Annotated in this window: 23 protein-coding genes; 2 read left to right on the forward strand and 21 right to left on the reverse strand. The window is 45.8% G+C overall.

Going from position 1 to position 24,742, the window contains the following annotated elements; genetic code table 11:
- Positions 1-49 precede the first annotated feature (49 nt).
- From V6B33_RS10790 to V6B33_RS10815, 6 genes are all read right to left on the reverse strand, one after another.
- Entirely contained in the window at positions 50-562 is a 513-nt protein-coding gene (locus V6B33_RS10790) for an adenine phosphoribosyltransferase (RefSeq protein ID WP_334217762.1), read from the reverse strand.
- Positions 553-2,919, reverse strand: a complete 2,367-nt coding sequence (recJ, locus tag V6B33_RS10795; RefSeq protein ID WP_334217763.1) for a single-stranded-DNA-specific exonuclease RecJ — start codon at positions 2,917-2,919, stop codon at positions 553-555. The genes V6B33_RS10790 and recJ overlap by 10 nt, the downstream gene beginning before the upstream one ends.
- A gap of 111 nt (positions 2,920-3,030) precedes the next feature.
- Entirely contained in the window at positions 3,031-3,369 is a 339-nt protein-coding gene (locus tag V6B33_RS10800) for a LapA family protein (RefSeq protein ID WP_334217764.1), read from the reverse strand.
- An 11-nt stretch (positions 3,370-3,380) separates the two neighbouring features.
- On the reverse strand, positions 3,381-4,307 hold the full coding sequence (locus V6B33_RS10805) for a cation diffusion facilitator family transporter (protein ID WP_334217765.1): 927 nt from the start codon (positions 4,305-4,307) through the stop codon (positions 3,381-3,383).
- 148 nt (positions 4,308-4,455) lie between these two features.
- Complete coding sequence (secDF, locus tag V6B33_RS10810) at positions 4,456-6,720, reverse strand: protein translocase subunit SecDF (RefSeq protein ID WP_334217766.1); 2,265 nt, start codon at positions 6,718-6,720, stop codon at positions 4,456-4,458.
- Positions 6,721-6,840: 120 nt separating this feature from the next.
- Positions 6,841-7,158, reverse strand: coding sequence for a post-transcriptional regulator (locus V6B33_RS10815; RefSeq protein ID WP_334217767.1), 318 nt, complete (start codon positions 7,156-7,158; stop codon positions 6,841-6,843).
- Between the two features lie 131 nt (positions 7,159-7,289).
- Between V6B33_RS10815 and spoVB the strand changes: the two genes are divergently transcribed.
- Positions 7,290-8,837 (forward strand): stage V sporulation protein B, encoded by a 1,548-nt coding sequence (gene spoVB, locus V6B33_RS10820; RefSeq protein ID WP_334217768.1) that lies wholly within the window; start codon positions 7,290-7,292, stop codon positions 8,835-8,837.
- A gap of 112 nt (positions 8,838-8,949) precedes the next feature.
- On the opposite strand, the gene V6B33_RS10825 is transcribed toward spoVB, so the two are convergent.
- Together V6B33_RS10825 and V6B33_RS10830 are read right to left on the reverse strand one after the other, a co-directional pair.
- The gene (locus V6B33_RS10825; protein ID WP_334217769.1) at positions 8,950-9,594 is read right to left on the reverse strand and encodes a DUF421 domain-containing protein; all 645 of its coding nucleotides are present in this window, start codon (positions 9,592-9,594) and stop codon (positions 8,950-8,952) included.
- 71 nt (positions 9,595-9,665) lie between these two features.
- On the reverse strand, positions 9,666-10,961 hold the full coding sequence (locus tag V6B33_RS10830; RefSeq protein WP_334217770.1) for an ArsB/NhaD family transporter: 1,296 nt from the start codon (positions 10,959-10,961) through the stop codon (positions 9,666-9,668).
- A 161-nt stretch (positions 10,962-11,122) separates the two neighbouring features.
- On the opposite strand from V6B33_RS10830, the gene V6B33_RS10835 reads away from it, so the two are divergent.
- A complete protein-coding gene (locus tag V6B33_RS10835) occupies positions 11,123-11,494 on the forward strand; it encodes a TIGR04086 family membrane protein (protein ID WP_442915520.1) in 372 nt (123 codons plus the stop codon).
- 87 nt (positions 11,495-11,581) lie between these two features.
- On the opposite strand, the gene yajC is transcribed toward V6B33_RS10835, so the two are convergent.
- The 13 genes from yajC to nadB all read right to left on the reverse strand — a co-directional run bounded on the left by yajC (position 11,582) and on the right by nadB (position 24,675).
- Complete coding sequence (gene yajC / locus V6B33_RS10840) at positions 11,582-11,842, reverse strand: preprotein translocase subunit YajC (RefSeq protein WP_334217771.1); 261 nt, start codon at positions 11,840-11,842, stop codon at positions 11,582-11,584.
- Positions 11,843-11,885: 43 nt separating this feature from the next.
- Complete coding sequence (gene tgt, locus V6B33_RS10845; protein ID WP_334217772.1) at positions 11,886-13,025, reverse strand: tRNA guanosine(34) transglycosylase Tgt; 1,140 nt, start codon at positions 13,023-13,025, stop codon at positions 11,886-11,888.
- Positions 13,026-13,062: 37 nt separating this feature from the next.
- Positions 13,063-14,088 (reverse strand): tRNA preQ1(34) S-adenosylmethionine ribosyltransferase-isomerase QueA, encoded by a 1,026-nt coding sequence (gene queA / locus V6B33_RS10850; RefSeq protein ID WP_334217773.1) that lies wholly within the window; start codon positions 14,086-14,088, stop codon positions 13,063-13,065.
- A gap of 37 nt (positions 14,089-14,125) precedes the next feature.
- Positions 14,126-14,332, reverse strand: a complete 207-nt coding sequence (locus tag V6B33_RS10855) for a DUF2905 domain-containing protein (protein ID WP_058297873.1) — start codon at positions 14,330-14,332, stop codon at positions 14,126-14,128.
- Complete coding sequence (gene ruvB / locus V6B33_RS10860; protein ID WP_334217774.1) at positions 14,329-15,330, reverse strand: Holliday junction branch migration DNA helicase RuvB; 1,002 nt, start codon at positions 15,328-15,330, stop codon at positions 14,329-14,331. The genes V6B33_RS10855 and ruvB overlap by 4 nt, the downstream gene beginning before the upstream one ends.
- Positions 15,331-15,363: 33 nt before the next feature.
- Positions 15,364-15,978, reverse strand: a complete 615-nt coding sequence (gene ruvA / locus V6B33_RS10865) for a Holliday junction branch migration protein RuvA (protein ID WP_334217775.1) — start codon at positions 15,976-15,978, stop codon at positions 15,364-15,366.
- Between the two features lie 301 nt (positions 15,979-16,279).
- Entirely contained in the window at positions 16,280-16,834 is a 555-nt protein-coding gene (locus tag V6B33_RS10870; protein WP_334217776.1) for an intercompartmental signaling factor BofC, read from the reverse strand.
- Between the two features lie 157 nt (positions 16,835-16,991).
- Positions 16,992-17,729, reverse strand: coding sequence for a YhcN/YlaJ family sporulation lipoprotein (locus V6B33_RS10875; protein ID WP_334217777.1), 738 nt, complete (start codon positions 17,727-17,729; stop codon positions 16,992-16,994).
- A gap of 74 nt (positions 17,730-17,803) precedes the next feature.
- Positions 17,804-18,703 (reverse strand): phosphotransferase, encoded by a 900-nt coding sequence (locus tag V6B33_RS10880; RefSeq protein ID WP_334217778.1) that lies wholly within the window; start codon positions 18,701-18,703, stop codon positions 17,804-17,806.
- Between the two features lie 106 nt (positions 18,704-18,809).
- Positions 18,810-20,960 carry a SafA/ExsA family spore coat assembly protein gene (gene safA / locus V6B33_RS10885; protein ID WP_334217779.1) on the reverse strand — a complete coding sequence of 717 codons (2,151 nt, stop codon included), beginning with the start codon at positions 20,958-20,960 and terminating at the stop codon, positions 18,810-18,812.
- A 214-nt stretch (positions 20,961-21,174) separates the two neighbouring features.
- Positions 21,175-22,281: a quinolinate synthase NadA gene (gene nadA / locus V6B33_RS10890; RefSeq protein ID WP_334217780.1), complete on the reverse strand. Its 1,107-nt coding sequence runs from the start codon at positions 22,279-22,281 to the stop codon at positions 21,175-21,177.
- Positions 22,281-23,129, reverse strand: coding sequence for a carboxylating nicotinate-nucleotide diphosphorylase (gene nadC / locus V6B33_RS10895; RefSeq protein ID WP_334217781.1), 849 nt, complete (start codon positions 23,127-23,129; stop codon positions 22,281-22,283). Before nadC ends, nadA begins: the two co-directional genes overlap by 1 nt.
- On the reverse strand, positions 23,098-24,675 hold the full coding sequence (gene nadB / locus V6B33_RS10900) for an L-aspartate oxidase (RefSeq protein ID WP_334217782.1): 1,578 nt from the start codon (positions 24,673-24,675) through the stop codon (positions 23,098-23,100). Before nadB ends, nadC begins: the two co-directional genes overlap by 32 nt.
- Positions 24,676-24,742: the final 67 nt, after the last annotated feature.

Below are 24,742 nucleotides of genomic sequence, written 5' to 3' on the forward strand. Positions count from 1 at the left end.
TTATTGATACGTTTATGTGTAGTATTGACGTTGATGAAAGAATGTAAACTTAGTATTGCATAAGTGTAAGAACGTCAAATCCTTCAAGCTTTTCGCGGCCGTCCAGATAGGTGAGTTCGATGAGGAAGGCTGCTCCTGCAACAATTCCGCCTAATTCTTCTACCAGTTTGATAGTTGCTTCGATGGTTCCGCCTGTAGCAAGCAGGTCATCCGTGATCAGCACCCGCTGTCCCGGTTTGATTGCATCCTTATGAATCGTCAGCGCATCTTTTCCATACTCTAAGCCGTACTCTTTTTGAATTGTTTCACGAGGCAGTTTACCCGGTTTGCGGACCGGTGCAAAACCCACACCCAAAGCGTAAGCTACAGGACAGCCGATGATGAATCCCCTTGCTTCAGGTCCTACAACAAGATCGATTTCTTTCTCTTTGGCGTATTCCACGATTTGGTCAGTAGCATATCTATAAGCATCACCATTGTCCATCAATGTTGTGATGTCTTTGAATTTGATTCCTTCTTTCGGCCAGTTTTCAACGATTGTAACATATTGTTTTAAGTCCATGCTTCTACTTCCTCCTCAAATGTAACGGACTCTTTCATCCTCTCATCAAACCAAGCCTTTAACTCATTGTAAGAAGAATACAACAACTCATTTTCAAGTTCATATTGCTGTTGTTTCTTTTGATACGCCAAGGACTCGGATAAGTCTTTCTTGGTTTTAACAGGATTAAGAGAAATAAATCCATTCACTATTGTAACAAACTTCAATTCAAAAAACACCTGTGACATAAAATCGATCGTTTCTTTCGACCAGCCTTTGTATTTGGCAAGATCATTGCCGTTCTTATTTAAGTCAAAAGAGCCACGCTTTGACAGGAAAGCATAATACCACTTGAAATGATCGCGGGTGGGCATGGTACTGAAGAAATGATCTTCATCCTGGAAGAAGTGTGCATAAATACGGTGCGGGTTTCCTCTTCCAACGATCGCTTTCACTTGTTCCCTGGACACCGGCATGTCGAGAAACACGATACTCGCCCCGTCTGTCTGTACATCACGCAGGGTTTCCGCATCCTCTACCAGCAGGATATCCTCGCGATCTCTCATGTCCAGCTTTTCCAGGGTGGACGGATGAAAACAGAATACATATTTGTTTTCTTCAGGAACCTGTTTCTCCCATTTGCCGACTTGTTTGATGCCGCGAACATCGAAGAGCTGCCATTGATCGATTTTGATATCGTGCAGGAATATCTGGGGTTTTTTTCGATTATTCCACTCATTGATCGATAGTTCACCAATGATCGACGCTTCTGTGAACGGAGTGATATGATCTGCGAGTTCTCCCAGTCCGAAGCCGACCCCGTCCAATTTATTCACTTCATCACCAAGGACCACTTTTAGATGATTTTGATTCGACCCGATTTTTTTGTAATGATCGATCGAGACATTATCTATGACCCACTTTGGTTTGGGATTCTGCATGCCAAATGGAGCAAGAAGTCCGAGCTTCTCGATTGATTCGATTGTGATTTCTTCCATTTTGACAGCTGCATCCAGTACCGTGACGGGAATAAAATCTTCCTCATTCAATTCATCACTTGCAATTTCATTCAGTCTGCTTCGGAGCTCCTCCACATGACCAAAATCCAATGTCATCCCGGCAGCCATCGGATGGCCGCCAAAATGGGGGAGGATGTCCCGGCATTTCGATAAACTCTTAAATAGATCAAATCCAGCAATGCTTCTCGCTGACCCTTTTGCGATCCCTTTACCGTTGTCAAAGCTCAGAACAATGGTGGGACGGTAGAATTTATCCACTAATCTTGAAGCGACGATACCTACGACTCCTGAATTCCAGCCTTCTTTCCCGATTACGAGTACGGAGTTTTCTTCTAAAGGGAATTCCTTCTCCACCATCTCAATGGCTTCCTGTGTCATGGTGTTGACGATGGCCTGTCTTTCTTTGTTAAGGGAATCGATTTCTTCCGCCAGGGCTTTTGCTTCTTCATCATCTTCCGTCAGCATCAAATCCACTGCAGGATCAGCGTCACCCAGGCGTCCGACCGCATTTATGCGGGGGGCGATCATAAAACCGATCGATTCTTCCGTCATTTCATGCTGCTTGGCATTCGCTACCTTGCATAAAGCTTTGATGCCTTTTCTTTCTGTCGTACGCAGCTTGGCTATTCCGCGTTTGGCAAGAACCCGATTTTCCCCGCGCAGCGGAACCAGATCAGCAATCGTCCCGATCGCGGCAAGGTCAAGAAGATGGACCGGCAGCTCACCATATAAAGCATGCGCAAGCTTAAAGGCTACACCTACCCCTGCAAGTTCTTCAAAAGGATATTGTGAACCCTCTATTTTAGGGTGGATGATCGAATGTGCTTCAGGGAGAACCGGACCGGGTTCGTGATGGTCGGTGATAATCAAATCTATATTCAATTCTTTTGCAACCTGTCCTTCATGTACGGCAGATATTCCGGTATCTACCGTGATGATCAAGTTGAAACCTTCATCTTTAGCCCGGCGGAATGCCGGTTCATTCGGACCGTAGCCTTCACTGAAGCGGTTAGGGATGTAAAATTCCACTTGTGCCCCGATGTCACGCAGAACAGTCATCATGACCGATGTACTGCTCACTCCATCGGCATCATAATCTCCAAACACAAGGATTCTTTCCTGGTTATGTACCGCTTCGCGAATTCTTCCTACTGCTTTTTCCATATCATTGAATAAGAATGGGTCGTGAAAGGATTCACCCGAATCAAACAAAAAAGCCCGAGCTTCTTCTACATCCTCCAAGTCCCGGTTCAATAACAATTTTGCTACAAGCGATGGTATTTTTAATTCTTTTTCAAGTTCTTCTATTTTCTTCTGGTCAGATTCTGCAATCATCCAGCGTGTTTTTGAATTTAACATACGTTCACTCCTCAGCCTTACTTATTATACAAAAAGGAAGGAAGTGTTTCAATCTCGGGGGAGCATTTGAGCCTAAAAAAACCCCGGCGGCATGGACCGCAGGGGTTTTCCTCATTCGCCGGTTTCTCCGATGGAATCGGGGGCGTGCTTTTTTTTGAGGGTGGTCTCTTTCTGTTGGTCTGTATGCGTTTTTTCTGCCTGTTCTTTTAACAGAAGGTTCTCTTTCTCAAGAGCCTTCACTCTGCGCTGAACCACATATAAGCGGAACAGGCCGACAGAACCGATGATGATGCCGCCCATCAGGACAGAACCGAGGATGACCAGGATCAGCGGCCATTCAGCCTGACCGAATACATAATTGACCGTCACCGGATCAACATTTATGACTGCAAAGACTGCGACGATTAAAGCAAATGATATACCTAACAGCAGCGTCCATTGAAATTTCATATTATCCCCTCCTACATTAAATCAACCGATTCTCTTGAAACACCTTCTGCTGGATTATATGGGTTGATGTGAACAAATACGTCATTTACATTCGATTCTTCCATCAGTTTCTCTTTGACGGCTTTTCCTACCCGATGCCCGTCTTCCACAGTCATAAAAGGATCGACACTGATCTTCAAATCGATAATCACATAATGTCCATGCTCCCTTGCATGCAATTCGTTTATTTCTTTTACGTCTGGCACTGATTCAACGATTTTCCGCAGAGGTACGATATCCTCTTCGTGAAGTACATGATCGAGTGTATTATGTATGGATTCCTTTCCCAAATGCCATGCCATTTTAAGAACAAGGAGTGCGACGAGAATCCCTGCGACCGGATCTGCGTAAACGAGCCAGCCGATTTCCAGTTTTCCGCCCATGATGGATGCTGATATCCCGATCAGTGCAGCTATTGAAGAAAACACATCGGACCGGTGTTCATAAGCGTTGACGATCAGTGCGTCACTCTTTAACCTTTTACCCAAACGGTATTTATATTGAAACATCGCTTCTTTAACGATAATGGAAAATAGTACGGCATAGACCGCGATCATGCCTGGCGGAGACAGGGGGTGAAAAAAGGATTCGATGGATGACTTACCAATTTCAATGCCCACCAGAAATAATAAAACGGCGACAATGATCGCTGCGATCGATTCTGCCTTCCCGTGACCATAAGGATGGTCCTGGTCGGGTGGCTGTTTAGCTGCACGCAGGCCGATGAACACCGCCAATGACCCCACTACATCCGAAGCAGAATGGACGGCATCCGCTATCAGGGCGCGACTGTTTCCTGCGACCCCTGCACCCCATTTGATTAGGGCGAGAAAAATGTTGCCGATGATTCCAACCATGGCTGCGAATTCAGCTTTTTTAAACCGGTCTTCAGGATTCATGAAGAAAACCTCCTTCACTTACTTCTACTATTGTAACCCAACACCGTAAAAAAACGCGACAGTTTGAGAATTCACGGGTTTGTTTTTTAAATAAGATAAAAGAAAAAGTCCAGGGGATTTTCCCTGGACCTCACCTTTTTGGTTCGTATTAAACTTGTGGTTCGTCCGACCACTTCTTCTTTTCTTTAACCGTTTTGATCGTGCCTTTTTTCTTCAGTTCCTTTTTCTTCATGACCAGCCACAGCTGTGCCGCGATGAACACGGAAGAATAGGTACCTGCAACGAGACCGACCAACAATGCGATTGAGAAGTTAAGGATTGATGGGCTGCCGAAGATCAGCAGTGCGATGACGGCAATGACGACGGTCAATACTGTATTCACTGATCGTCCCATTGTTTGGCGGAGACTCTGATTGACGACATCTTCAATATCGCCAACCGTCTTCAAGCGGCGCTTTTTATGAAGGTTCTCCCTTATCCGGTCAAAGGTTACGATTGTATCATTGATCGAATAACCGACAATGGTCAATACAGCTGCGATAAATGTAATGTCCACTTCAAGTCTCGTCAAGCTGAAGAAAGCGATGATAAAGAATGCATCATGCACCAATGCCAGTACGGAAGCAAGTCCCATTCTCCACTCAAAGCGGAACGTGACGTAAAGGATGATTCCGACGGATGCAATCGCGACTGCGATCATTGCATTCTTCGCAAGTTCCTTACCGATCACAGGTGAAACGGTGCTGATACTTGGTTCGGCTCCATAAAGCTTGTTAAAGTGATCTTTCAATTCCGCGATTTGATCTTTATTCAAATCATCAGTATATCGTACCACTGCCACATTCTGATCATCCCCGGAAATGACGATGTTATCAGAAGAGAGATTAACTTCTTCCAATTCGTTTTTCACTTCTTCTGTTTTCAGGCTTTCATCTGCAAGGATCTGCATTCTGGTACCACTTTCAAAGTCGATACCCAGATTCAAGCGGAAAATGGCCAGGATGATGATTCCGGCTGCAAGTAATATTCCTGAAAAAGCAAAGAATTTTTTCCGCTGTTTCGCGAAATCAAGCTTGTCAAATCTAGTAGGCAGATCAAGCGTATCATAGTTCTCTGCAAGATCCTTGATCTCACTTTGCTTAACTCCGAACCAGCCTGGTTTCTTATTGAATATCCTGCTGTTCACCCACAAGCTCAGAAGCAGGCGGGAGCCCCATACGGCAGTGATGAAACTTGTCAGGATACTCACGATCAACATGGTTGCAAATCCTTTAACAGAGCTTGTACCGTACATGAACAGCACAGCAGCTGCAAGGATGGTTGTTACATTCGCATCCAGGATCGTCAGGAACGATGATTTATTTCCTGCCTGGAATGCAGAGCGGATCGGTTTCCCGACCTTCATTTCCTCTTTGATCCGTTCGTAGGTGATGATATTGGCATCCACTGCCATACCGACCCCGAGGATAATGGCTGCAATACCCGGCAGCGTCAATACTCCGTTCATCATGTCAAAGATCAACAATACCAGATAAATATAGACTGACAGCGTGATCGTCGCGATGAATCCCGGGAAGCGGTAATAAGCAATCATGAATAAGAAAATGATCGCGATGCCGACAATCCCTGCAAGCACCGTTTTATCCAGAGCCTGCTGTCCGAACTGGGCGCCGACGGATGTTGAATAGACTTCATCCAATTTAACCGGAAGTGCACCGGCGTTCAGTAATGATGCCAGATTCTGCGCTTCTTCCACTGTGAAATTCCCCTCGATGATGACTTCATCTGAGTTGATCGGCTTGCTGACTGCAGGCGCTGATAAGAATTTAGGATCTTCTTTACCAGCTTCTGCTTTATAGGAATCCTCCCCCTCTTCATAATCAAGCCAGATCACGAGCTGGTTCTGGGGATCCATTGCCAGAATGTCCTTCGTCAATTGATAGAATTTTTCACGATCCTTCAGTTTCAATGAAACGATCGGGTTATTCTGTTCATCGAAGGTTTGCTTAGCAGCTCCGGATACAAGGTCCGATCCGTCAAGGCGCAGCTCATCATTCACATCGCGGAAAGAGAGGTTTGCCTCAGTAGACAGGATTTCCCTCGCCTGATTCTGATCCTCTACACCTGCCAGTTGGACACGGATTCGATTCCCGTCCTCGATTTGGATATTTGGTTCACTGACACCAAGGACGTTGATACGCTTGTCCAGTGCATCTGCTGTATTCGAGACAGTGTCTTTGGTGATTTCCTGCCCTTTTTTGAGTGGCTTTACTTCATACAGGACTTCGAATCCCCCCTGGAGATCCAGCCCTAATTTAATGTTATCCAGTATGTTCTTAGCTGTACCTCCCATCGTACCTGCCAGTAATAACACAAGTAAGAAGAAGGCGATTATTCGGCCGCGCTTTACCATTATGTATAAATCCTCCTTGCCGTTTTTCACCATATGATAAAATTTTTTTTGTAAAATCTCGACAAATCCATACTCATTATCTATGAGAATGATGGGAGTGTCAATTAAATTTCAGACTATTTACTTTTTCTTTCCGGGTCTCAGAAGTTCGTTTAACTCCTCTTCGTTAATATCCTCGAACCAGTTTGGGGAACGATACGCTTCCACGGTCTCGAAGCTCATATATTCTCCGGGCTTGACGGTCAACACATCACTCACCAATTGATATAGTTTCACATGGGGTTCCGGCTTTTTCCACTTCTTCTTCGTCAGATAAGCCCAAAGCCTCTCAACATTCGCTTTACCGTATCCCAAGACTTCAAATTCCTCCACCTTGCTCAATAGCGCTGGTTCCAATGAATCATAGTATCGATCATAAGGATGCTGATTTGTCTTCATTCCCGGTCACCGCCTAGGGCTAAATCATCGCAATTAGCCAGAATTATGTACAACTTGTCATGCTTTGTCCACTTGCCTGCATATACATTATTGTATACGATTATACCATTTTTGAGAAGGCAGGGAATTTTATGTCAAAGTTTCTTAAAGGCACAATCATCCTGATGGCTGCGGCCTTTATTACAAGGATATTAGGGTTTGTCAATCGGATCGTCGTTGCCAGATTCATCGGTGAGGAAGGCGTCGGCCTTTTCATGATGGCATTTCCCACCCTCATCCTTGTCATCACCATCACTCAACTCGGCCTCCCTGTTGCCATTTCAAAAAATGTAGCCGAAGCGGAAGCAAAGGGTGATCTGCGCAAAGTAAAAAAAATATTAGTTGTCTCTTTATCCACTACTTTACTCCTATCCATCCTGTTCACTCCTGCTCTCGTGCTACTTGCCCCCTATTTGACCGAGACACTGTTTACGGATGAACGTATCTATTATCCGCTAGTGGCCATCGCCCCGATCATTCCGATCGTGGCCGTATCATCGGTGATCAGAGGATATTTCCAAGGACGGCAGAATATGAAGCCGTCTGCCATCTCACAGGTCATTGAACAAGTGGTTCGCATCACCCTGATCGCGGTATTGACAAAAACATTCCTTCCTTATGGCATTGAATATGCGGCGGCTGCGGCCATGGCGGCATCTGTCCTCGGCGAGCTTGCTTCGCTTCTTTATTTGTTTGCAAGCTTCAAGTTAAGAAAGAAGTTTAAAATAAGAAAGAATTTCTTCAAATCGATGAAAGATGGACGGCAGACCTTCACCGAACTGATGAGCGTTGCCCTTCCTGCAACAGGAAGCAGGATGATCGGTTCGATTGCCTGGTTCTTTGAACCGATTGTCGTCGCACACAGCCTTGCGATTGCCGGGGTCGCAGCTTCGATGGCAACCAAACAGTACGGATCCCTTACAGGATATGCCCTTCCGCTTTTGTTTCTGCCTTCCTTTGTCACGTTATCACTCTCACAGTCTCTCGTGCCTGCGATCAGTGAAGCAAATTCGAACAAAGATTATGCCCTTATCGAACACAGACTTCAGCAGGCTTTACGGTTCTGTCTCATCACGGGCGGCATCTCTGTCGTCATTTTGTATGTGTATGCCAAACCGCTCATGCACATCATGTACGGCAGTGAAAACGGGGCTGTCTTCCTCATGATCATGGCACCTTTCTTCCTGTTCTATTATTATCAGGGACCGCTGCAAGCGGTGCTGCAGGCATTGAATCTTGCACGGGCGGCGATGATCAACAGCCTGATCGGAGCAGTCGTAAAGACTGCGGTGATCTTCATTCTTGCTTCACAGCCGGCATTCGGAATTAAGGGTGCGGCTTTAGGAATCGTAACAGGGTTCCTGCTTGTCACTATGCTTCACATGATGACGATCCTTAAGTATATCCCGATGACCATTTACCTCAGGGACTATGTCAAAATCACGCTGATACTCGCAGCATCCAGCTTATGGGCACATTTCTCCTACCTTACTCTCTTTACCGGGGAAGGGGTGGTTTGGAGACTTATTTTCGGGGTCGTATCGACAACTGTGGTCTATACTGCGCTTTCTCTTGCATTAAAGCTTATCGTCAAAAATGATCTGGCCAGGGTACCCTTCATACGGAGATTCATCGTTTAGTTTTCGTTGCTCTCCTGATTTCAGTCCACCACTGGATCCTGCTGCAATACACACTATGCTTAAACATAAATACAAAGCCCCTTTCTGATGAGTAATCAAGCAGAAAGGGGCTTCACTTATCGATCGTATCAATATAAAATTGGCCATTATGATAACTGCAAAATGAAATTTCGGATATTTCTTTATACCCTCTTTCCCTGAGTTCTTTCCGAAGCCAGAAAGATGTTTTCCCCATCATCTCAAGATGACTGCTCTGAACCTGCCCATCGAGTACCAGGGGGAGGGTCAATGAGCCTGAAGATTTTTTTTCTTTTTTTAAGACGGATAAACTGCCGGACGGCTCAAGAACGGCAAATTCCACCTCTGCTATATTAAAGACATCTTTTTCACGCAGCTGAAGCAATAAATCATCATAATTATACCGCTGTTTCTTCATCACTTTTTCATCTATTTTCCCATTATGGATGAGAACGGTCGGTTTTCCATCGACAAACTCCCTGAAAGATTTTGACCTCAATGAAAACCATGCAGATATGAATTGCACAATGACCATCACACTCATCGGGAGGATCGTATGAATGATTGGATCTGTCGGCTCCTCAATGGCCATTACTGCCATTTCGGCAATCATGATAAAGACAACCAGGTCCAAAATACTTAGTTCCCCGATTTCTCTTTTTCCCATGATTCTGAAGATAAACGTAATTAATAAATAAAGAAAAAGCGTGCGTATGATAATGAGCCCATATTCCTCCACAACTTTTCCCCCTCAAAAAAACATTTCACCTACTAGTATGAGCGTCAGTGAAAAAATAATCGGAGGTATTTTTAACCACCCATGAATGGCCGCAAATATTTGACATACACATACACAGAAGAAACAGCCAGTGAAATGAGCGTTATGGGGATGCCGATCAGCATGTACTGGGAAAACTTGATATGTACATCCTCTTTGGCAGCAAGCCCGGCAATGACTAAATTTGAAGAAGATCCCAACAGCGTGCCGTTCCCTCCCAAACATGCTCCCAATGCCAGCGACCACCATACCGGATCCATGTTGACCATTCCAAATTCGCCGAACTCCTGTATGACCGGGATCATCGCTGCCACGAACGGAATATTATCGACGACGGCCGAGAGGATTCCAGTCCCCCAAAGAATGACAAAGGATGTTTTCTGCATATCCCCATCAGTCGTTCTGATGATTTCACGCGCTATTTCATCAATGAATCCCGCTTCCTCAATCCCTCCGACAAGAAGGAACAAACCGATGAAAAAGAATAATGTCCCCCATTCCACCTCTTTTAATATACTTTCAGGCGGATAAATTTTTTCCAGCAGCAGCATCAACAGCACTGCCCCCGCTATCGCCACCGTTGTTACATCAAGATGAAACATCGGGTAGAGGGAAAATCCGGTCAGGACCATAAAAAGAACGGCGATCGATTGATAAAGACCATTATTTCTTTTCAGGTAATCTTTTGCGACCACACCTTTAAGAAGCAGTTTGCGATCTTCTTTTACATGAAGGACCTCCCTGTACAGCAGCCCCATAATCAATAATGTGACGACATATACAAGCGCTGCGACCGGCAGCAGATTTTCCAGGAATGCGTTGAAAGTAAAGTGTTTCACTGCCTGTCCGATCATCATGTTCGGAGGGTCCCCTATCAGCGTCGCGGTTCCTCCGATGTTGCAGGCAAGTATTGTCATGATCAAATACGGGATCGGAGGCAGATCAAGTAACCTTGTAAGCTTGAAAAGGATGGGGACCAGCAGCATCGCAATCGTGACATTTGCCAGAAATGCGGATCCGACTGCCGCCAGTAAGGAGAAAAGAATAAGAAGGGACAATCCGTTTCCGTTTACGGATTGTGCCAGACGAATCGCGATATATTCGAAGAAGCCCGTCTTACTTGTCATCGTGACGATGAGCATCATTGAAAATAATAGAGCGATGGTCTTCCAATCGATATAGGTGAACAATGCCTTTTCAATCGGGAACGCGCCAATCAACAGCATGGCTGAACCTCCGGCCATTGCCGCAAGCACCCGGTTCCATTTCTCTGTGATCAAAAGAATGTATACAAGTACGAAAACGATAAGAATGAGAGTCGGTGACATAAATCAAGCTCCTTCTGCCCGAAGTCGAGTTCATTATAATTCTATGAGGCTTGACCATGAAAAATTTCTAGTCTTTTTTTACAGTTATGCGAATATGCTTGTACTAGTAGAAATTAAATAAGTGAGGCAGAAAGGGGAGAGCCATCATCGAAGCGAAAAAAATCGGGGGAGCCGTACTCTACGGAACTTTAACCATTTTTTTAATAGCAGTTGTGGCAAGTGTAGTATTTTCATTAATGCTTCGATTTACAGAGCTGACTGAAAGTTCGATCTCGTTATTTGTCACGATAATTTCATTTTTGGCATTATTTATCGGGGGATTCATGTCAGGTGGAAAAGGAAAGATGAAAGGCTGGATGCTCGGCGGATCTACCGGACTAATATACACTGTCATCGTTTTCCTGTTTCAATATTTGGGATACGACAGCCTCTTTTCAATCGAACAGATGGTATATCATGGCTGCTATATCGTAACAGCGATGATGGGCGGTATTCTTGGGGTCAATTTGAGCGGCGGACCTTCAAGGGAGTAGGTTTCGCTCGACAAGACAGTGAACATAAAGAAAGGCTGTTCCTTTGTGTATGACACATAGGGACAGCCTTTTTGACCTAAGATGAGTTTATACGCTAACTACTTCTCTGATTGCATTGCGATCATATGTAAGTCGGCTTCCGTCTCCGCAGAGGATGACTATCTTGCCTTCTTCAATGGCATCAATCGTTCCGTGTAAACCGCCGATCGTGACGATTCTATCACCTTTAGCCAGTTCACTTTGCATTTTCGTAACTGCTTTTTGACGCTTTTGCTGCGGTCGAATAAGCAAAAAGTAGAAAAGCACGAACATAAGAATCAACGGTAAAATCGTACCTAAACTATCCATTCATTTCCCCTCCTTTCAATATCAGCATGAAATCACTATTAGCTTAGAAGTTTTTCGCATCCGGACGGTTAAAACCATATAGCTCGAAAAATTCTTCTCTGAAGTCCCCCAGTCGATCTTCTCGAATCGCTTGTCTGACCTGCTCCATTAAGTTTAACAGAAAATGAAGATTATGATAAGTCGTAAGGCGTATTCCAAAGGTTTCATCGCATTTTATAAGATGACGGATATACGCCCTGCTGTAATTCTTACATGTATAACAGTCGCATTTTTCATCAATGGGTCTGAAATCCCTTGCGTATTTCGCATTTTTAACGACCAGGCGCCCTTCACTCGTCATCAGTGTACCGTTACGTGCAATACGAGTCGGAAGTACACAGTCAAACATATCAATCCCTCTGATTGCACCGTCAATCAGTGAGTCTGGGGAACCGACTCCCATCAGATAACGGGGTTTATCCGTCGGCAGATGCGGTGTCGTAAAATCGAGAACTGTATTCATGACATCTTTAGGCTCGCCTACTGAAAGCCCTCCGACAGCATAGCCTGGGAAGTCAAGGGATACAAGGTCACGGGCACTTTGTTTACGGAGTTCTTCATACTCCCCTCCCTGTACAATCCCGAACAGCCCCTGATCCTGCGGCCGTTGATGAGCAGCAAGACATCGCTCAGCCCATCTTGATGTTCTTTCCACGGAGCTCTTCATATAGTCATATTCAGCAGGATATGGAGGACACTCATCGAATGCCATCATGATATCGGATCCTAGAGCATTTTGAATATCCATCGCTTTTTCGGGACTCAGGAATAATTTATCACCGTTTAAATGGTGACGGAAATGCACCCCTTCTTCCTCGATCTTACGGAGCTTGCTCAAGCTGAAGACCTGGAATCCCCCAGAATCCGTGAGAATGGCACGGTCCCAATTCATGAATTTATGAAGGCCGCCCGCTTCCCTGATGATTTCATGACCAGGACGGAGCCACAAATGATAGGTGTTGCTCAGGATGATGCCCGCATTCATTGATTTCAAGTCTTCAGGGGACATCGTTTTAACGGTGGCCAATGTTCCTACCGGCATAAAGACTGGTGTTTCAAAGGAACCATGAGGTGTATGCACACGTCCGAGTCTCGCTCCGGTCTGTTTACAAGTTTTGATCAATTCATATTTTATTGCAGTCAAGGTGGTGATTCTCCTTCCGAATTAGGTAAAGCCAAGGTTATTTGATGAACATTGCATCGCCGAAGCTAAAGAATCTATACCGTTCTTTAACCGCTGTTTCATACGCTTTTAAAACATTTTCCCTTCCGGCTAAGGCGCTCACAAGCATGATCAGCGTTGATTTCGGAAGATGGAAATTCGTGATCAGTCCATCAATTCCCTTAAATTCATATCCCGGATAGATAAAGATATTGGTCCATCCGTTTTCTTCAACGAATTCCCCATGTTTCGAAGCAATCGTTTCTAACGTTCGCGTCGAAGTTGTCCCGACAGTAATGATTCGTCCGCCGTTCCTTTTTACTTCATTAAGCAGGCGTGCAGTGCCTCCTGAAACCTGATAAAACTCTGCATGCATATCATGTTCTTCAATAGTATCCACCGATACCGGCCTGAACGTACCCAGCCCGACATGAAGGGTGATAAAGGCGATATGTACCCCTTTTGCCTTCAATTCTTCAAGAAGCTCTTCAGTAAAGTGGAGCCCTGCAGTCGGTGCCGCAGCGGAACCCCTTTCCCTGGCAAACACCGTCTGATATCTTTCCTGCTCGTCCAGTCGTTCACGGATATACGGGGGCAGCGGCATTTCTCCAAGCTCATCCAATACTTCATAGAAAATACCATTATATTGGAATTCAAGTATTCTTCCGCCATGGTCTTTCAACCCGACACAAGTCGCTTTCAGTTTCCCGTCACCAAATACGATCTCCGTTCCCACTCTGACACGTTTTGCAGGCTTTACGAGTGTCTCCCACTGATCTCCGTCTTCCTGCTTCAACAGAAGCACTTCAATATTAGCGCCGGTATCCTGTTTCTGTCCGAAGAGACGTGCCGGCAGTACACGGGTGTCATTTAAAACGAGGCAGTCTCCTTCATTTAGGAAATCGACAATATTCTTGAATCGGTAATGTTCAATCGCTCCCCGCTCTTTATCCAGTACCATCAACCTGCTTTCGGATCGATGCTCAAGAGGTGTCTGAGCAATCAACTCCTCCGGCAGATGAAAATCAAAATCTTCTACATTCACTTTATGTCACCCAGCTTTTCAATCTCACATATGAGGTCTATTTGAATCGTCCAATGATATAAAAGACAAGTGAAAGTATAACACTTAACAAAATAGAAGTCATAAGTGGAAAATAAAATGTTGTATTTTCTTTTTTGATCACGATATCACCAGGGAGTTTCCCTATTTTAATGAATTGCATCAGAAAGCCGATGATCAGGATGATTCCCCCGATGATCATCAGCAGCTTCGGAAGACCTGTCACTTGGCCGGCACCTCCAGTTGGAAATGCTCATACACAAGATGCGTGACGATACGCCCCCGAGGTGTGCGCTGCAGGAAGCCGATCTGCAAAAGATAAGGTTCGTACACGTCTTCAATTGTATGTGATTCTTCCCCTATGCTTGCGGCAATCGTATCAAGTCCCACGGGACCGCCCCTGAAACGTTCGATGATCCCCCTGAGCAGCTTATGATCGATATGGTCCAGACCGAGCTTATCGACTTGGAGAAGCTCCAGAGCTTCCCTTGAAACCTGGGAAGTGATGTCCCCGTTTCCTTTCACCTGGGCAAAATCCCTGACTCTGCGAAGCAATCTGTTCGCTATACGCGGGGTACCCCTCGAACGCCTTGCAAGCTCTTCAGAAGCTGACGCTTCAATCTCAGTATGTAAAATCGCCGCGGTCCTCTGAACAATTTCATTCAATTGCTCCTCATTATAATATTCCAATCGGCATAAAACTCCAAACCTGTCCCTGAGCGGTGCAGAAAGAGCTCCTGCTCGGGTCGTGGCTCCTACCAGCGTGAAAGGCGGAAGATCCAAACGAACGGACCGCGCACTCGGTCCGTTACCAATTACGATATCGAGGCAGAAATCTTCCATTGCCGGATACAATACTTCTTCGATTGCCCGCGGCAGCCGGTGGATCTCATCTATAAACAGTACATCCCCGGGCTCCAGCGCAGTAAGGACTGCTGCAAGATCCCCCGGTCTCTCGATTGCCGGTCCCGAAGTCGTGCGGAGATTCACACCCATCTCATTGGCGATGACAGCTGCAAGGGTTGTCTTCCCGAGCCCCGGCGGCCCATAGAGAAGAACATGATCCAATGTTTCCTGACGCATTTTTGCTGCTTCAATGAACACCTCGAGATTGTGTTTCACCTTGTCCTGTCCGATATATTGCTTTATCGTCCGGGGTCTCAACGAATACTCAAAGGAATCCTCGTTTAATTCGGATTCTCCTGATACAATCCTGTCTTCCATTCAGCCTTCCTCCTTTCTTCATTTCTATTATTATTATTTCAAAAGCAGCTGAAGGGCTTTACGGATGATTTCATCCGCTGACAAGCCTTCACCTTTCAATTTTGGTGTCACTTTCTTGATCTCCCTGTCCGAATAGCCAAGAGCCTTAAGGGCAAGTACCCCTTCTTCAAACGCCTCGTCTTTGCCGGCTGACCCTGCAGCTGATTCATCATGTTCGTTAAAGAGATTGGGGAAGTAATCCGGAACGACATCCTGAAGTTTACCTTTCAGATCAAGGATCATCTGGCGTGCCGTTTTCTTCCCTACCCCGGGGAACTTCGTCAGGAAGCTTTCATTTTCTTCTTCAATCGCGGTGATGACCTGCTGCGGAGCACCGGATGCCAGGATGGCCAATGCACCTTTTGGCCCTATTCCCGATACGTTCAATAATTTCATGAACAATAATTTTTCTTCCAATGCCAGGAATCCATAAAGGGCAATGAGATCTTCCCTCACATGCTGATATGTGAAAATCTGTATTTCCTGATTCTGATAGTTTGAATAGATAAATGGATTCGCAGCATTGAGCTGATAGCCGATTCCGTTGTTTTCAACCACTACGTACTCAGGACCGACTTGAGTGACAGTCCCTCTTATATATTCATACATCGAATTCTCTCCCTGTCTATGTAAATACTCATTGTATCATATTTTTGGCCATAAAGTCGGAAAATACCGGTCTTTAGAGAAACACCTGTTCTTATTTTATCAGAAATTCACCGAATGTGAATCAGTATGGGAAGTAATTTTTCTGGATGATTGTCTCACTGGGCGGTAACTATTATTAAATGGGAGGAATTCGAATTAAAGAACCTGTTTTTTTCTGGAAATGAACAAAAAACAACCAGAATCATGTGTCATTCTGGTTGTTTTCATTCTATATGCACTCTTCAGCGGCCGGCATTTCTTTTTACTCAAGTACTGAATACTGTTTAAAGCTTTCCAACACCTCTTCAAACTTCTGCTTGGACTTTACAGGGATCCCTTTCAGCAAAGTCTCATGACTGTTGCTTTCGAGTTTTTTCATATCGATTTGAAAGAAGGACTGTATGATTTCCGCCTGACCCGGCTTTCCGTTAAAAATGGAAAGAACCCCGTTTTCTGAGATACCGAAGTAGCCGTTCGTTTTTAACAGCGGTGAAATATCATCCACTTGTTTTTGGAAGATGACTTCTTCCTCTGTCATATCAATCAGCTGCCATTCAGCATACGCCGCCCAGAAATCCTCCATACTCCAGATCGTTTCCTGTACGATTTCTTCACTGATTTCCCCATCCAGATACACTCTTTCCAGTTTCACCGTAACAGTATGAGCCGAAGCGACATCAACCGGGAGATCTCCCGTTTCTGTCTGCAGGACATTATCACGGTCTGCAGCCTGTTTTTCTTCCGTATAAAAAAACGTAAAGTAAAAAGCACCAAGCAGCAGCATCACCATAAACACGATCCGAATCTTCATCGTCATCGTGATCACCTCGTACTAATTTTGTGTCATTCTTCAATAATTAGTGTGACCAAACTTTACTAAGAATATCCAACACCTTTTAATTTATTTCATGTTTCCTCCTATAAACAAAAAAAGATCACTAAAAGAGCCTGACTCTTTTAGTGACCCATTACTTTCAATCATTATTCTTTAACGCCTTGAACATATTATCGATATCCAGGTTGATTCCTTCAAAAGGACCGCCGTCCCGCAGATCATTATCGATATTTCTAACCCGGCTGAACGTTCCTTCATCGGTAACAACCTTTACGGAACGGCCGTTAAGATATGGTTTCACAGCTTTTTTGATGCTTGTTTTTGTTACTTCTTCTTTCCTTTTGCTGTGGTCTTGAAGTTCGACCGCTATCAGTACGTCGGTGCCATAAGCAACTGCACGAACATCGCTTACGTTTTCAACATTACCGGTAACATCCCCGATTTTTTCGGCCAGATCACCTTCGTAAGCAGTGTAATATGATCTGTTTGCTTTTCTGGTATTATCATCTAAATGCCCATGATAATTCGCGTCTCCATGACTTGCGCGGCCGTCCTGTTCAAAGAAGCTCTTGTCGTGATCCGCCAGCGGAGCAGATGGGTTTCTGGGATTTCCATTATCGTCTTTGACTTGAAGATACTCACGCTTCCTTTGACGAATATCCTGTCCTTCCCCGCCGACTGAATGGTCATACATCTCCGTCAGCGGTCCATCTCTTTCATCCCGCTTATCTCCCCCATGGCCTTCATTGGAGTAATATCCCAGTGGCTCGTAGGAATCTGTATACTTATTTTGAGCTTCTTCTTCTCCTGTATTACAGGCTGCCAGCCCAAATGTCATTACGGCCGTCAATGGTACCATGAATAATCGTTTATTCAATGGTGTTACCTCCTTCAACCCGCTGATTGAGCATAATTACTGCTCACCATTAGGTTGTGAAAGAGCGGCTGTCTTCATTCCTTCAAGTAGTTGGAGGCTTCTCCTACATTATGGGTTAGGATGCGGTTTGCTTCCTGATGCAGCTCTTGAGAGAATTGCATCCTCTGGGGAAATTGGTGGATTGTTAAATTGATGAGATAATTCCATGCCCGCTGTTTATAATGGGAATCTTCCCTGAGGAACCTGTTCCATTCCCTGAAAACATCTGTCGGATAAAGTAAACCAAGATAAAAAGCCAGTTGATGATGATATTTTTGATACACATCCAATTGTTTCAAGTCATTCAGCGACCAATTGATAAAAGGAAGGATGCGGTTACAGAATTGCAGGTCATCCATTAAAGGCGCAGACAGAGCAATCAAGTCGAAATCAATCATATACACATTGCCGTTTTTCCCCCGCAGGAAATTATGATGCGCTACATCTCCATGTGTGATGCAGAAAGGTTTTTCAGGATGATTGAGTTCTTCCAATTGTTCAACTGCACGTTTCCCCCACTGCAGATAAGTATACAGGTAATACGGCTGAATGAACGGTTGAAGAAAGGGAATATTATGTTCAAATAGACTCAAACGTTTCTTCCACTTCTTCATCCATTTATATTTAGGAAGTTCCTCCAGCCACTTACCATGGAATGTGCCAGTTGTGTCATGAAATTTTTTCAGTACAAATAAGACATCATTCCTGTCCTTGGCGTTGCCATAGTTGATGGTTTCACTCGTTTCCAGCCACATCGTCAGTCCGATCGGATGACCTTCGAATAAAAGTACTTCCCTATGATGGATTGGGTGGAATGGCAGGACGTGGGGAAAATTCTGCTGCAATAATGTATTTATCAATGTTTCTTGCATAATGAATCTGGACTGGCTCGGGAATCTTTTTACGAACCACCTCATTCCATTACTGTATAACATCCATTTTCCTTCTTTTAATTTTTTTAGGGATGCGGAATAATCGTTTAATTTATTTCTTAAATAAGAAAGGAGACGATACGTATAATCGTCTCCTCCCGGATGCAAATCAACCGTCAAGGTCGTCATCTTGGAAGTTTGGCATGGCAAAGGCTCCCGGTCCGAACATCCCCTGGTCCATCCGCATTCCAGGACCCATCATTCCCGGCCCCGGTCCGTATGGCATTCCTTGAGGCATATGATGCTGCATCATTCCATATCCTTTTGGACCGCCGCAGCCGCAATCATGATCGCTTGCTCCCATCACACCAGATGGGTGACCCATCGGGCTTTGCGCTCCCATTACTCCGGACGGCTGACCAATTGGCCATTGAGCTCCCATCACGCCGGATGGCTGACCCATTGGACTTTGCGCTCCCATCACGCCAGATGGCTGACCCATTGGCCATTGAGCTCCCATCACGCCGGATGGCTGACCCATTGGCCATTGAGCTCCCATCACGCCGGACGGCTGACCCATCGGACTTTGCGCCCCCATCACGCCATATGGCTGACCCATCGGACTTTGCGCTCCCATCACACCGGACGGCTGACCCATCGGACTTTGCGCTCCCATCACACCGGACGGCTGACCCATTGGACTTTGCGCTCCCATCACGCCGGATGGCTGACCCATTGGACTTTGCGCTCCCATCACGCCGGATGGCTGACCCATTGGCCATTGTCCAGAAGATGGTGACTCTTCCATTGCTCCCTGGACTTGACCATGTGGCCACATCGGCTGACCATGCATGCCTCCCGGAAATCCGGATCCAGGCATTACTGGAGAAGAAGGGTAGCAGTTCTCATATGGCATCCACTGACCCGGTGCTGATTGGAAAGGCATTTGTGCAGAAGGATAATCGTCATCTTCATCAAAGACGCCCATCACACCGGACGGTTGACCCATTGGACTTTGCGCTCCCATCACACCGGATGGCTGACCCATTGGACTTTGCGCTCCCATCACACCGGATGGCTGACCCATTGGGCTTTGTGCTCCCATCACCCCGGATGGCTGACCCATCGGACTTTGCGCTCCCATCACGCCATATGGCTGACCCATCGGACTTTGCGCTCCCATCACACCGGATGGCTGACCCATCGGACTTTGCGCTCCCATCACGCCATATGGCTGACCCATTGGGCTTTGCGCTCCCATCACGTCATATGGCTGACCCATCGGGCTTTGCGCTCCCATCACGTCATATGGCTGACCCATCGGGCTTTGCGCTCCCATCACGCCGGATGGCTGACCCATCGGGCTTTGGTTTGGCATGAATGGCATCATTGAAGATTCGTCATCATCATAACCCATTCCATGCATTATGGGCATTTGCTGCATTCCAGGCATCATCGATGCACCTTGAACCTGACCACCGGGTCCCATCGGCATTCCATGACCTGGATGCATTCCCCCATGTGGACCTCCAAAACCTGAACCTGGCATTACTGGTGAAGCAGGTGCGCAATTATACGGGTTGAAATACATAGGTTGATTGTACCCTCCTTGTTGTTGTGGCTGAGCCGGCATTTGTAAGCTTTCTTCTTCGTCATGAATTCCTTTTACATTGTTTTGTTTAGGTTTCTCAGCTTTTGGTTCTATCTTATCTTTGGCTTTTGGAAGAATATTGGAAGGTTTAGGCGGCATTTTAGGCATTTCTTTCATTTTGGGTTGAGTTTTCGGCTGAGGTTTTGGCTGCGGTTTTGGCTGCTGGACCGGTTTTTGCATTGGTTTCTGCATTGGTTTCTGCATCGGTTGTTGCATTGGTTTTTGCATTGGTTTCTGCATCGGTTTCTGCATCGGTTGTTGCATCGGCTGCTGCATTTGCATATTCGCCATGTTCATCATGTAATAATTATTAATATCAATTTCCGGGACGACCGGCTTCGGCATCTTCGGAGTAAACGGCTTCTGTGCTTTCTTCGGCTGTTCAGCAGCAGGCTGTGTAATCGGTTTCTGCTCTTTGAAAGGATGCTCAGCTTTAGGCATCTCTTTCATTGGCATTTCTTTCTTAGGTGCTTCTTTGGATCCGAATTTTATCTGGGTTTCTTTTTTTACGGATCCACCTGAAGCCGGAACTTTGATTTTCATTCCCGGCATTATCATATCAGGGTTCGACAGTTGGGCATTCATTTGCTTTAACTCTTCGAAATTCACACCATATTTCTTGGCGATTTTCCAAAGAGTGTCCCCTTTTTGAACAATATGGATTTTCACTCTTTTTCCCTCCTCAGGCATAAGTCTATATATCCTATGACAAGATAGGCAAATTGCTAATCATCTACATAAAAACTTATGAAATGGCAGGGGAAAATATACCAGATAGTAAGCTGTATATGCTTTCAATTCAACAAAGTCTTCAGAACAAAAAAGAACGGACAGAAAATTTTTTCTGCCCGCTTCATCCCCGAGGACCAATCTGCCGGGGGTTCTACACCCTGCTCAGCATCCGGTTCAGTGCCAGGATGGCGTTTCTTGATGTGTCTTCGTCTACTTTTATAATATTTTGCGTTCTGTTTTCCATGACCGTTTCCAATGCCCAAAGTAAGTGGGGAAGGTCGATCCGGTTCATTGTCAGGCATGGGCACATATATGGATTGAGGGAAATGATCAGCTTATCGGGATGGTCCGCAATCAGCCGCTTGACCAGGTTCATTTCGGTCCCGATTGCCCAGGAACTGCCCATTGATGCACTCCGGATCGTTTCGATGATGAACTTCGTGCTCCCATTCAAGTCTGATTTCTCAACAACCTCCCGCCGGCATTCGGGATGGACGATAATTTTCATTTCAGGGTGGGCCATCCGTACATGTTCCATGTTTTTCTCTGTAAAGTTTTCATGGACCGAGCAATGTCCTTTCCACAAGATCACCCTGATGTCTTCCACATCCCCTGCATACATCAATTCTTCCGTGATTGGGTCCCACACAGCCATTTCATTCATTTTCACTCCAAGGTCTGCTGCTGTATTCCTGCCGAGATGCTGATCAGGGAGGAACAGGATCCGTTCCTTTTCCTCCAGTGCCCATTCCACCATTTTGTGCGCGTTTGATGATGTGACGGTAGCCCCGCCATTCCTGCCGACAAAGCTTTTAATGGAAGCAGTTGAATTGACATAGGTAAGAGGGATGATCGTATCTCCATATATCCCCTGCAGCCTTCGCCAGGCTTTTTCTGTTTGATGAATATCGGCCATGTCAGCCATTGAGCATCCCGCTCTCATATCCGGCAAAATGACCTGTTGATGTTCCTGCGTTAAAATGTCAGCAGTTTCCGCCATGAAATGTACACCGCAGAATACGATATAATCTGCTTCCTGGTTTTCTGATGAAAGCTGCGCCAATTGAAGCGAATCTCCGACTGCATCGGCAAACTGGATGACTTCATCTTTCTGATAATGGTGGCCCGGGATGAAGAGCTTTTTTCCCAGTACCTTTTTGATTTTCCATACTCTGTTCTCCATCTCTTCCTTCGTAAGAGAGGTGATCGACTCAGGCAGGACACCTGTTTGTACCGTAAGTTCTTCCAGCAATCCCATTATGAAGCCCCCTCATGAATGAATACTCTGGCACTTATATCCAGCGATTTGACGGAATGAGTTAAATACCCAAGTGAAATATATCCGACTCCGGTATGTGCATACTCAGACAAATTGACTTCCGTAATCCCCCCCGATGCCTCAGTCACAATGTGAGGGGGGACATGGTGAATCCATTCCTTGATCTGCCCGGGGCTGCAGTTATCAAACATGATGATGTCTGCACCGCTTTCCACGGCTTCCTTGAGATCCTCTTCACATTCCACTTCCACTTCTATTTTCACTGTATGACCGCACTTCTGCTTCACCTTATTAATAGCGGACGAAATCGAACCTGCAAATGAAAGATGGTTATCCTTTAACAAGACTGCATCGTACAGTCCGTTCCGGTGGTTGTAAGCCCCTCCAGTCCTGACGGCGTATTTCTCGAGCATCCGCAGACCCGGTGTCGTTTTTCTGGTGTCGCAGATCCTGACCCCGCTTCCCGATGTCACTTGAACTGCCCGGTTGGCTGCTGTCGCTATGCCGCTCATGCGCTGAATAAGATTTAACACGACCCGTTCTCCCTGCAGCAGGGTTCTCATACACCCGGTCACCTTGGCGAGCAGCTGCCCTTCCTTTACCCTGTCCCCATCTTGCACATGCACGTCTGCTTCGGCACCCGGATCCAATAGTGAGAATGCCGTCTCAATCACACTTTTGCCGCAGAAAATACCCTCTTCCTTCACGATTAAGAAAAATGTCCCTTTGTCTTCGGCAGCAAAAACACTTTCCGATGAGAGATCACCATCTCCCAGATCTTCTATGAAAAATTCTTCAAGCATAGATTTCAATTTGATGTTGTTCATCATATACCACCTTCAATTGATGATTTTCTTTCATTAATAAAATCGAGCGTTTAAACCATTCTTCATCGTTTTCTAGCGGGTAGTCAGACCGGATATGCCCGCCTCTGCTTTCCGTTCTGATGAGTGCTGACTGTGTAATAAGCGTACTGACCACCCACATCAAGTATGTTTGTATCTCACTTTGTGATAACGGATCCAGGTCTGTATTAAAGGATAATGATCGTGCGTTCAACCAGTTGAGGTGACGAGTCAAATTCTTTTCATTCCGGATGATTCCCACATCCCTCATCATCCGCTCTTTTAGCTCAGCTCCATTAAAGTTGATTTCAGGCGGGTTCCCGCATTGTTCTGATTCCATGATCTCAGGAGGAGCGTTCTTATTGGACGTTATCAGATGTTTTGCCAGTCGCTCTCCAAATACCAGTCCTTCAAGCAGCGAGTTGGATGCAAGCCGGTTTGCCCCATGCAATCCGGTGCAGGCAACCTCCCCGATTGCATACAACCCCTCAATGGTGGAATTTCCCACTTCGTCGGTCAGGATCCCTCCCATCGTGAAATGACACCCGGGGGAAACAGGTATTTTACCCTCATCCAAAGGTATTTGATGAATCTTACACATTTTTGTAATCGAAGGAAATTTCGCTTCGAAATCTTTTACCGGTGAAATATCGAGATAAATCGTCTTCCCCGAGAGCCGCTCACCATTTATCCTTTCAGCGACAATGTGGCGCGGCGCAAGCTCCAGCTGCGGATGGACCCCTTCCATGATCCTTTCGCCTCTTTCATTGATGAGAAGGGCCCCCGCTCCCCGGACAGCTTCTGAAATGAGCCCGCCTGACTCGCCGCGCAGGGACAAAAGGGTCGGATGAAATTGGATGAATTCCATATCAGACAGCGCAGCACCTGTCCGGAACGCCAAAGCCATTCCGTCACCGGCTGCAGTCGGCGCGTTGCTGTTCACCGAATACACGGCACCAGCGCCTCCGGTGGCAAGGACCACGTGAGAAGCAGGATAATAGTTGATGGAGCCGTCAACAAGTTTTGTTTTGACACCACAGCACTTACCCCGTATATTCTTGACGAGTTCAAAGACCATTTCCCCCTCGACGATCCTTGTTTTCTCATCAAGTGCATTCAATAAGTATTCCACCATGAATCTGCCCGTTTGATCACCGCCGCTATGCAGGATCCTGGCGATGCTGTGAGCACCCTCCATTCCGAGCGCGAGTTCCCCATCACTTTTTCTGTCAAAGGGTGCTCCGTCCCCAATCATGTAATCTACTATTCTTTTTCCATCACTGATCACGTTCTTTACAATATGTTCAGGCTGATGATGGCAGCCTGCTTTCAAGGTATCTTTTGTGTGGAGTTCCACCTTATCCCATTTGCCTACCGGTGCCGCAATCCCGCCCTGTGCAAGATAGGAATTACTGTCCCTCAACTTTTTCTTTGTGATAATCATCACATTCAAGTGCTCCTGTAGCTGACGGGCAAGCTGCAATGCTGCAATTCCGCTGCCCACTATGATTACGTCGGTTTTTATCATGCGAAAATCCTCCTGATTATTTACAGGTGTCTTGACACATATATTTACACATTATTAAACTAATGAC

The organism is Mangrovibacillus sp. Mu-81, from assembly GCF_036867415.1.
Lineage (GTDB): Bacteria > Bacillota > Bacilli > Bacillales > Bacillaceae_B > Rossellomorea.

Coding starts and splice junctions, on each gene's coding strand:
- V6B33_RS10790 (WP_334217762.1), bottom strand. CDS start 562: ATGGACTTAAAACAATATGTTACAATCGTTGAAAACTGGCCGAAAGAA.
- recJ (WP_334217763.1), bottom strand. CDS start 2,919: ATGTTAAATTCAAAAACACGCTGGATGATTGCAGAATCTGACCAGAAG.
- V6B33_RS10800 (WP_334217764.1), bottom strand. CDS start 3,369: ATGAAATTTCAATGGACGCTGCTGTTAGGTATATCATTTGCTTTAATC.
- V6B33_RS10805 (WP_334217765.1), bottom strand. CDS start 4,307: ATGAATCCTGAAGACCGGTTTAAAAAAGCTGAATTCGCAGCCATGGTT.
- secDF (WP_334217766.1), bottom strand. CDS start 6,720: ATGGTAAAGCGCGGCCGAATAATCGCCTTCTTCTTACTTGTGTTATTA.
- V6B33_RS10815 (WP_334217767.1), bottom strand. CDS start 7,158: ATGAAGACAAATCAGCATCCTTATGATCGATACTATGATTCATTGGAA.
- spoVB (WP_334217768.1), top strand. CDS start 7,290: ATGTCAAAGTTTCTTAAAGGCACAATCATCCTGATGGCTGCGGCCTTT.
- V6B33_RS10830 (WP_334217770.1), bottom strand. CDS start 10,961: ATGTCACCGACTCTCATTCTTATCGTTTTCGTACTTGTATACATTCTT.
- yajC (WP_334217771.1), bottom strand. CDS start 11,842: ATGGATAGTTTAGGTACGATTTTACCGTTGATTCTTATGTTCGTGCTT.
- ruvB (WP_334217774.1), bottom strand. CDS start 15,330: ATGGAAGACAGGATTGTATCAGGAGAATCCGAATTAAACGAGGATTCC.
- ruvA (WP_334217775.1), bottom strand. CDS start 15,978: ATGTATGAATATATAAGAGGGACTGTCACTCAAGTCGGTCCTGAGTAC.
- V6B33_RS10870 (WP_334217776.1), bottom strand. CDS start 16,834: ATGACGATGAAGATTCGGATCGTGTTTATGGTGATGCTGCTGCTTGGT.
- V6B33_RS10880 (WP_334217778.1), bottom strand. CDS start 18,703: ATGTTATACAGTAATGGAATGAGGTGGTTCGTAAAAAGATTCCCGAGC.
- nadA (WP_334217780.1), bottom strand. CDS start 22,281: ATGGGATTGCTGGAAGAACTTACGGTACAAACAGGTGTCCTGCCTGAG.
- nadC (WP_334217781.1), bottom strand. CDS start 23,129: ATGAACAACATCAAATTGAAATCTATGCTTGAAGAATTTTTCATAGAA.
- nadB (WP_334217782.1), bottom strand. CDS start 24,675: ATGATAAAAACCGACGTAATCATAGTGGGCAGCGGAATTGCAGCATTG.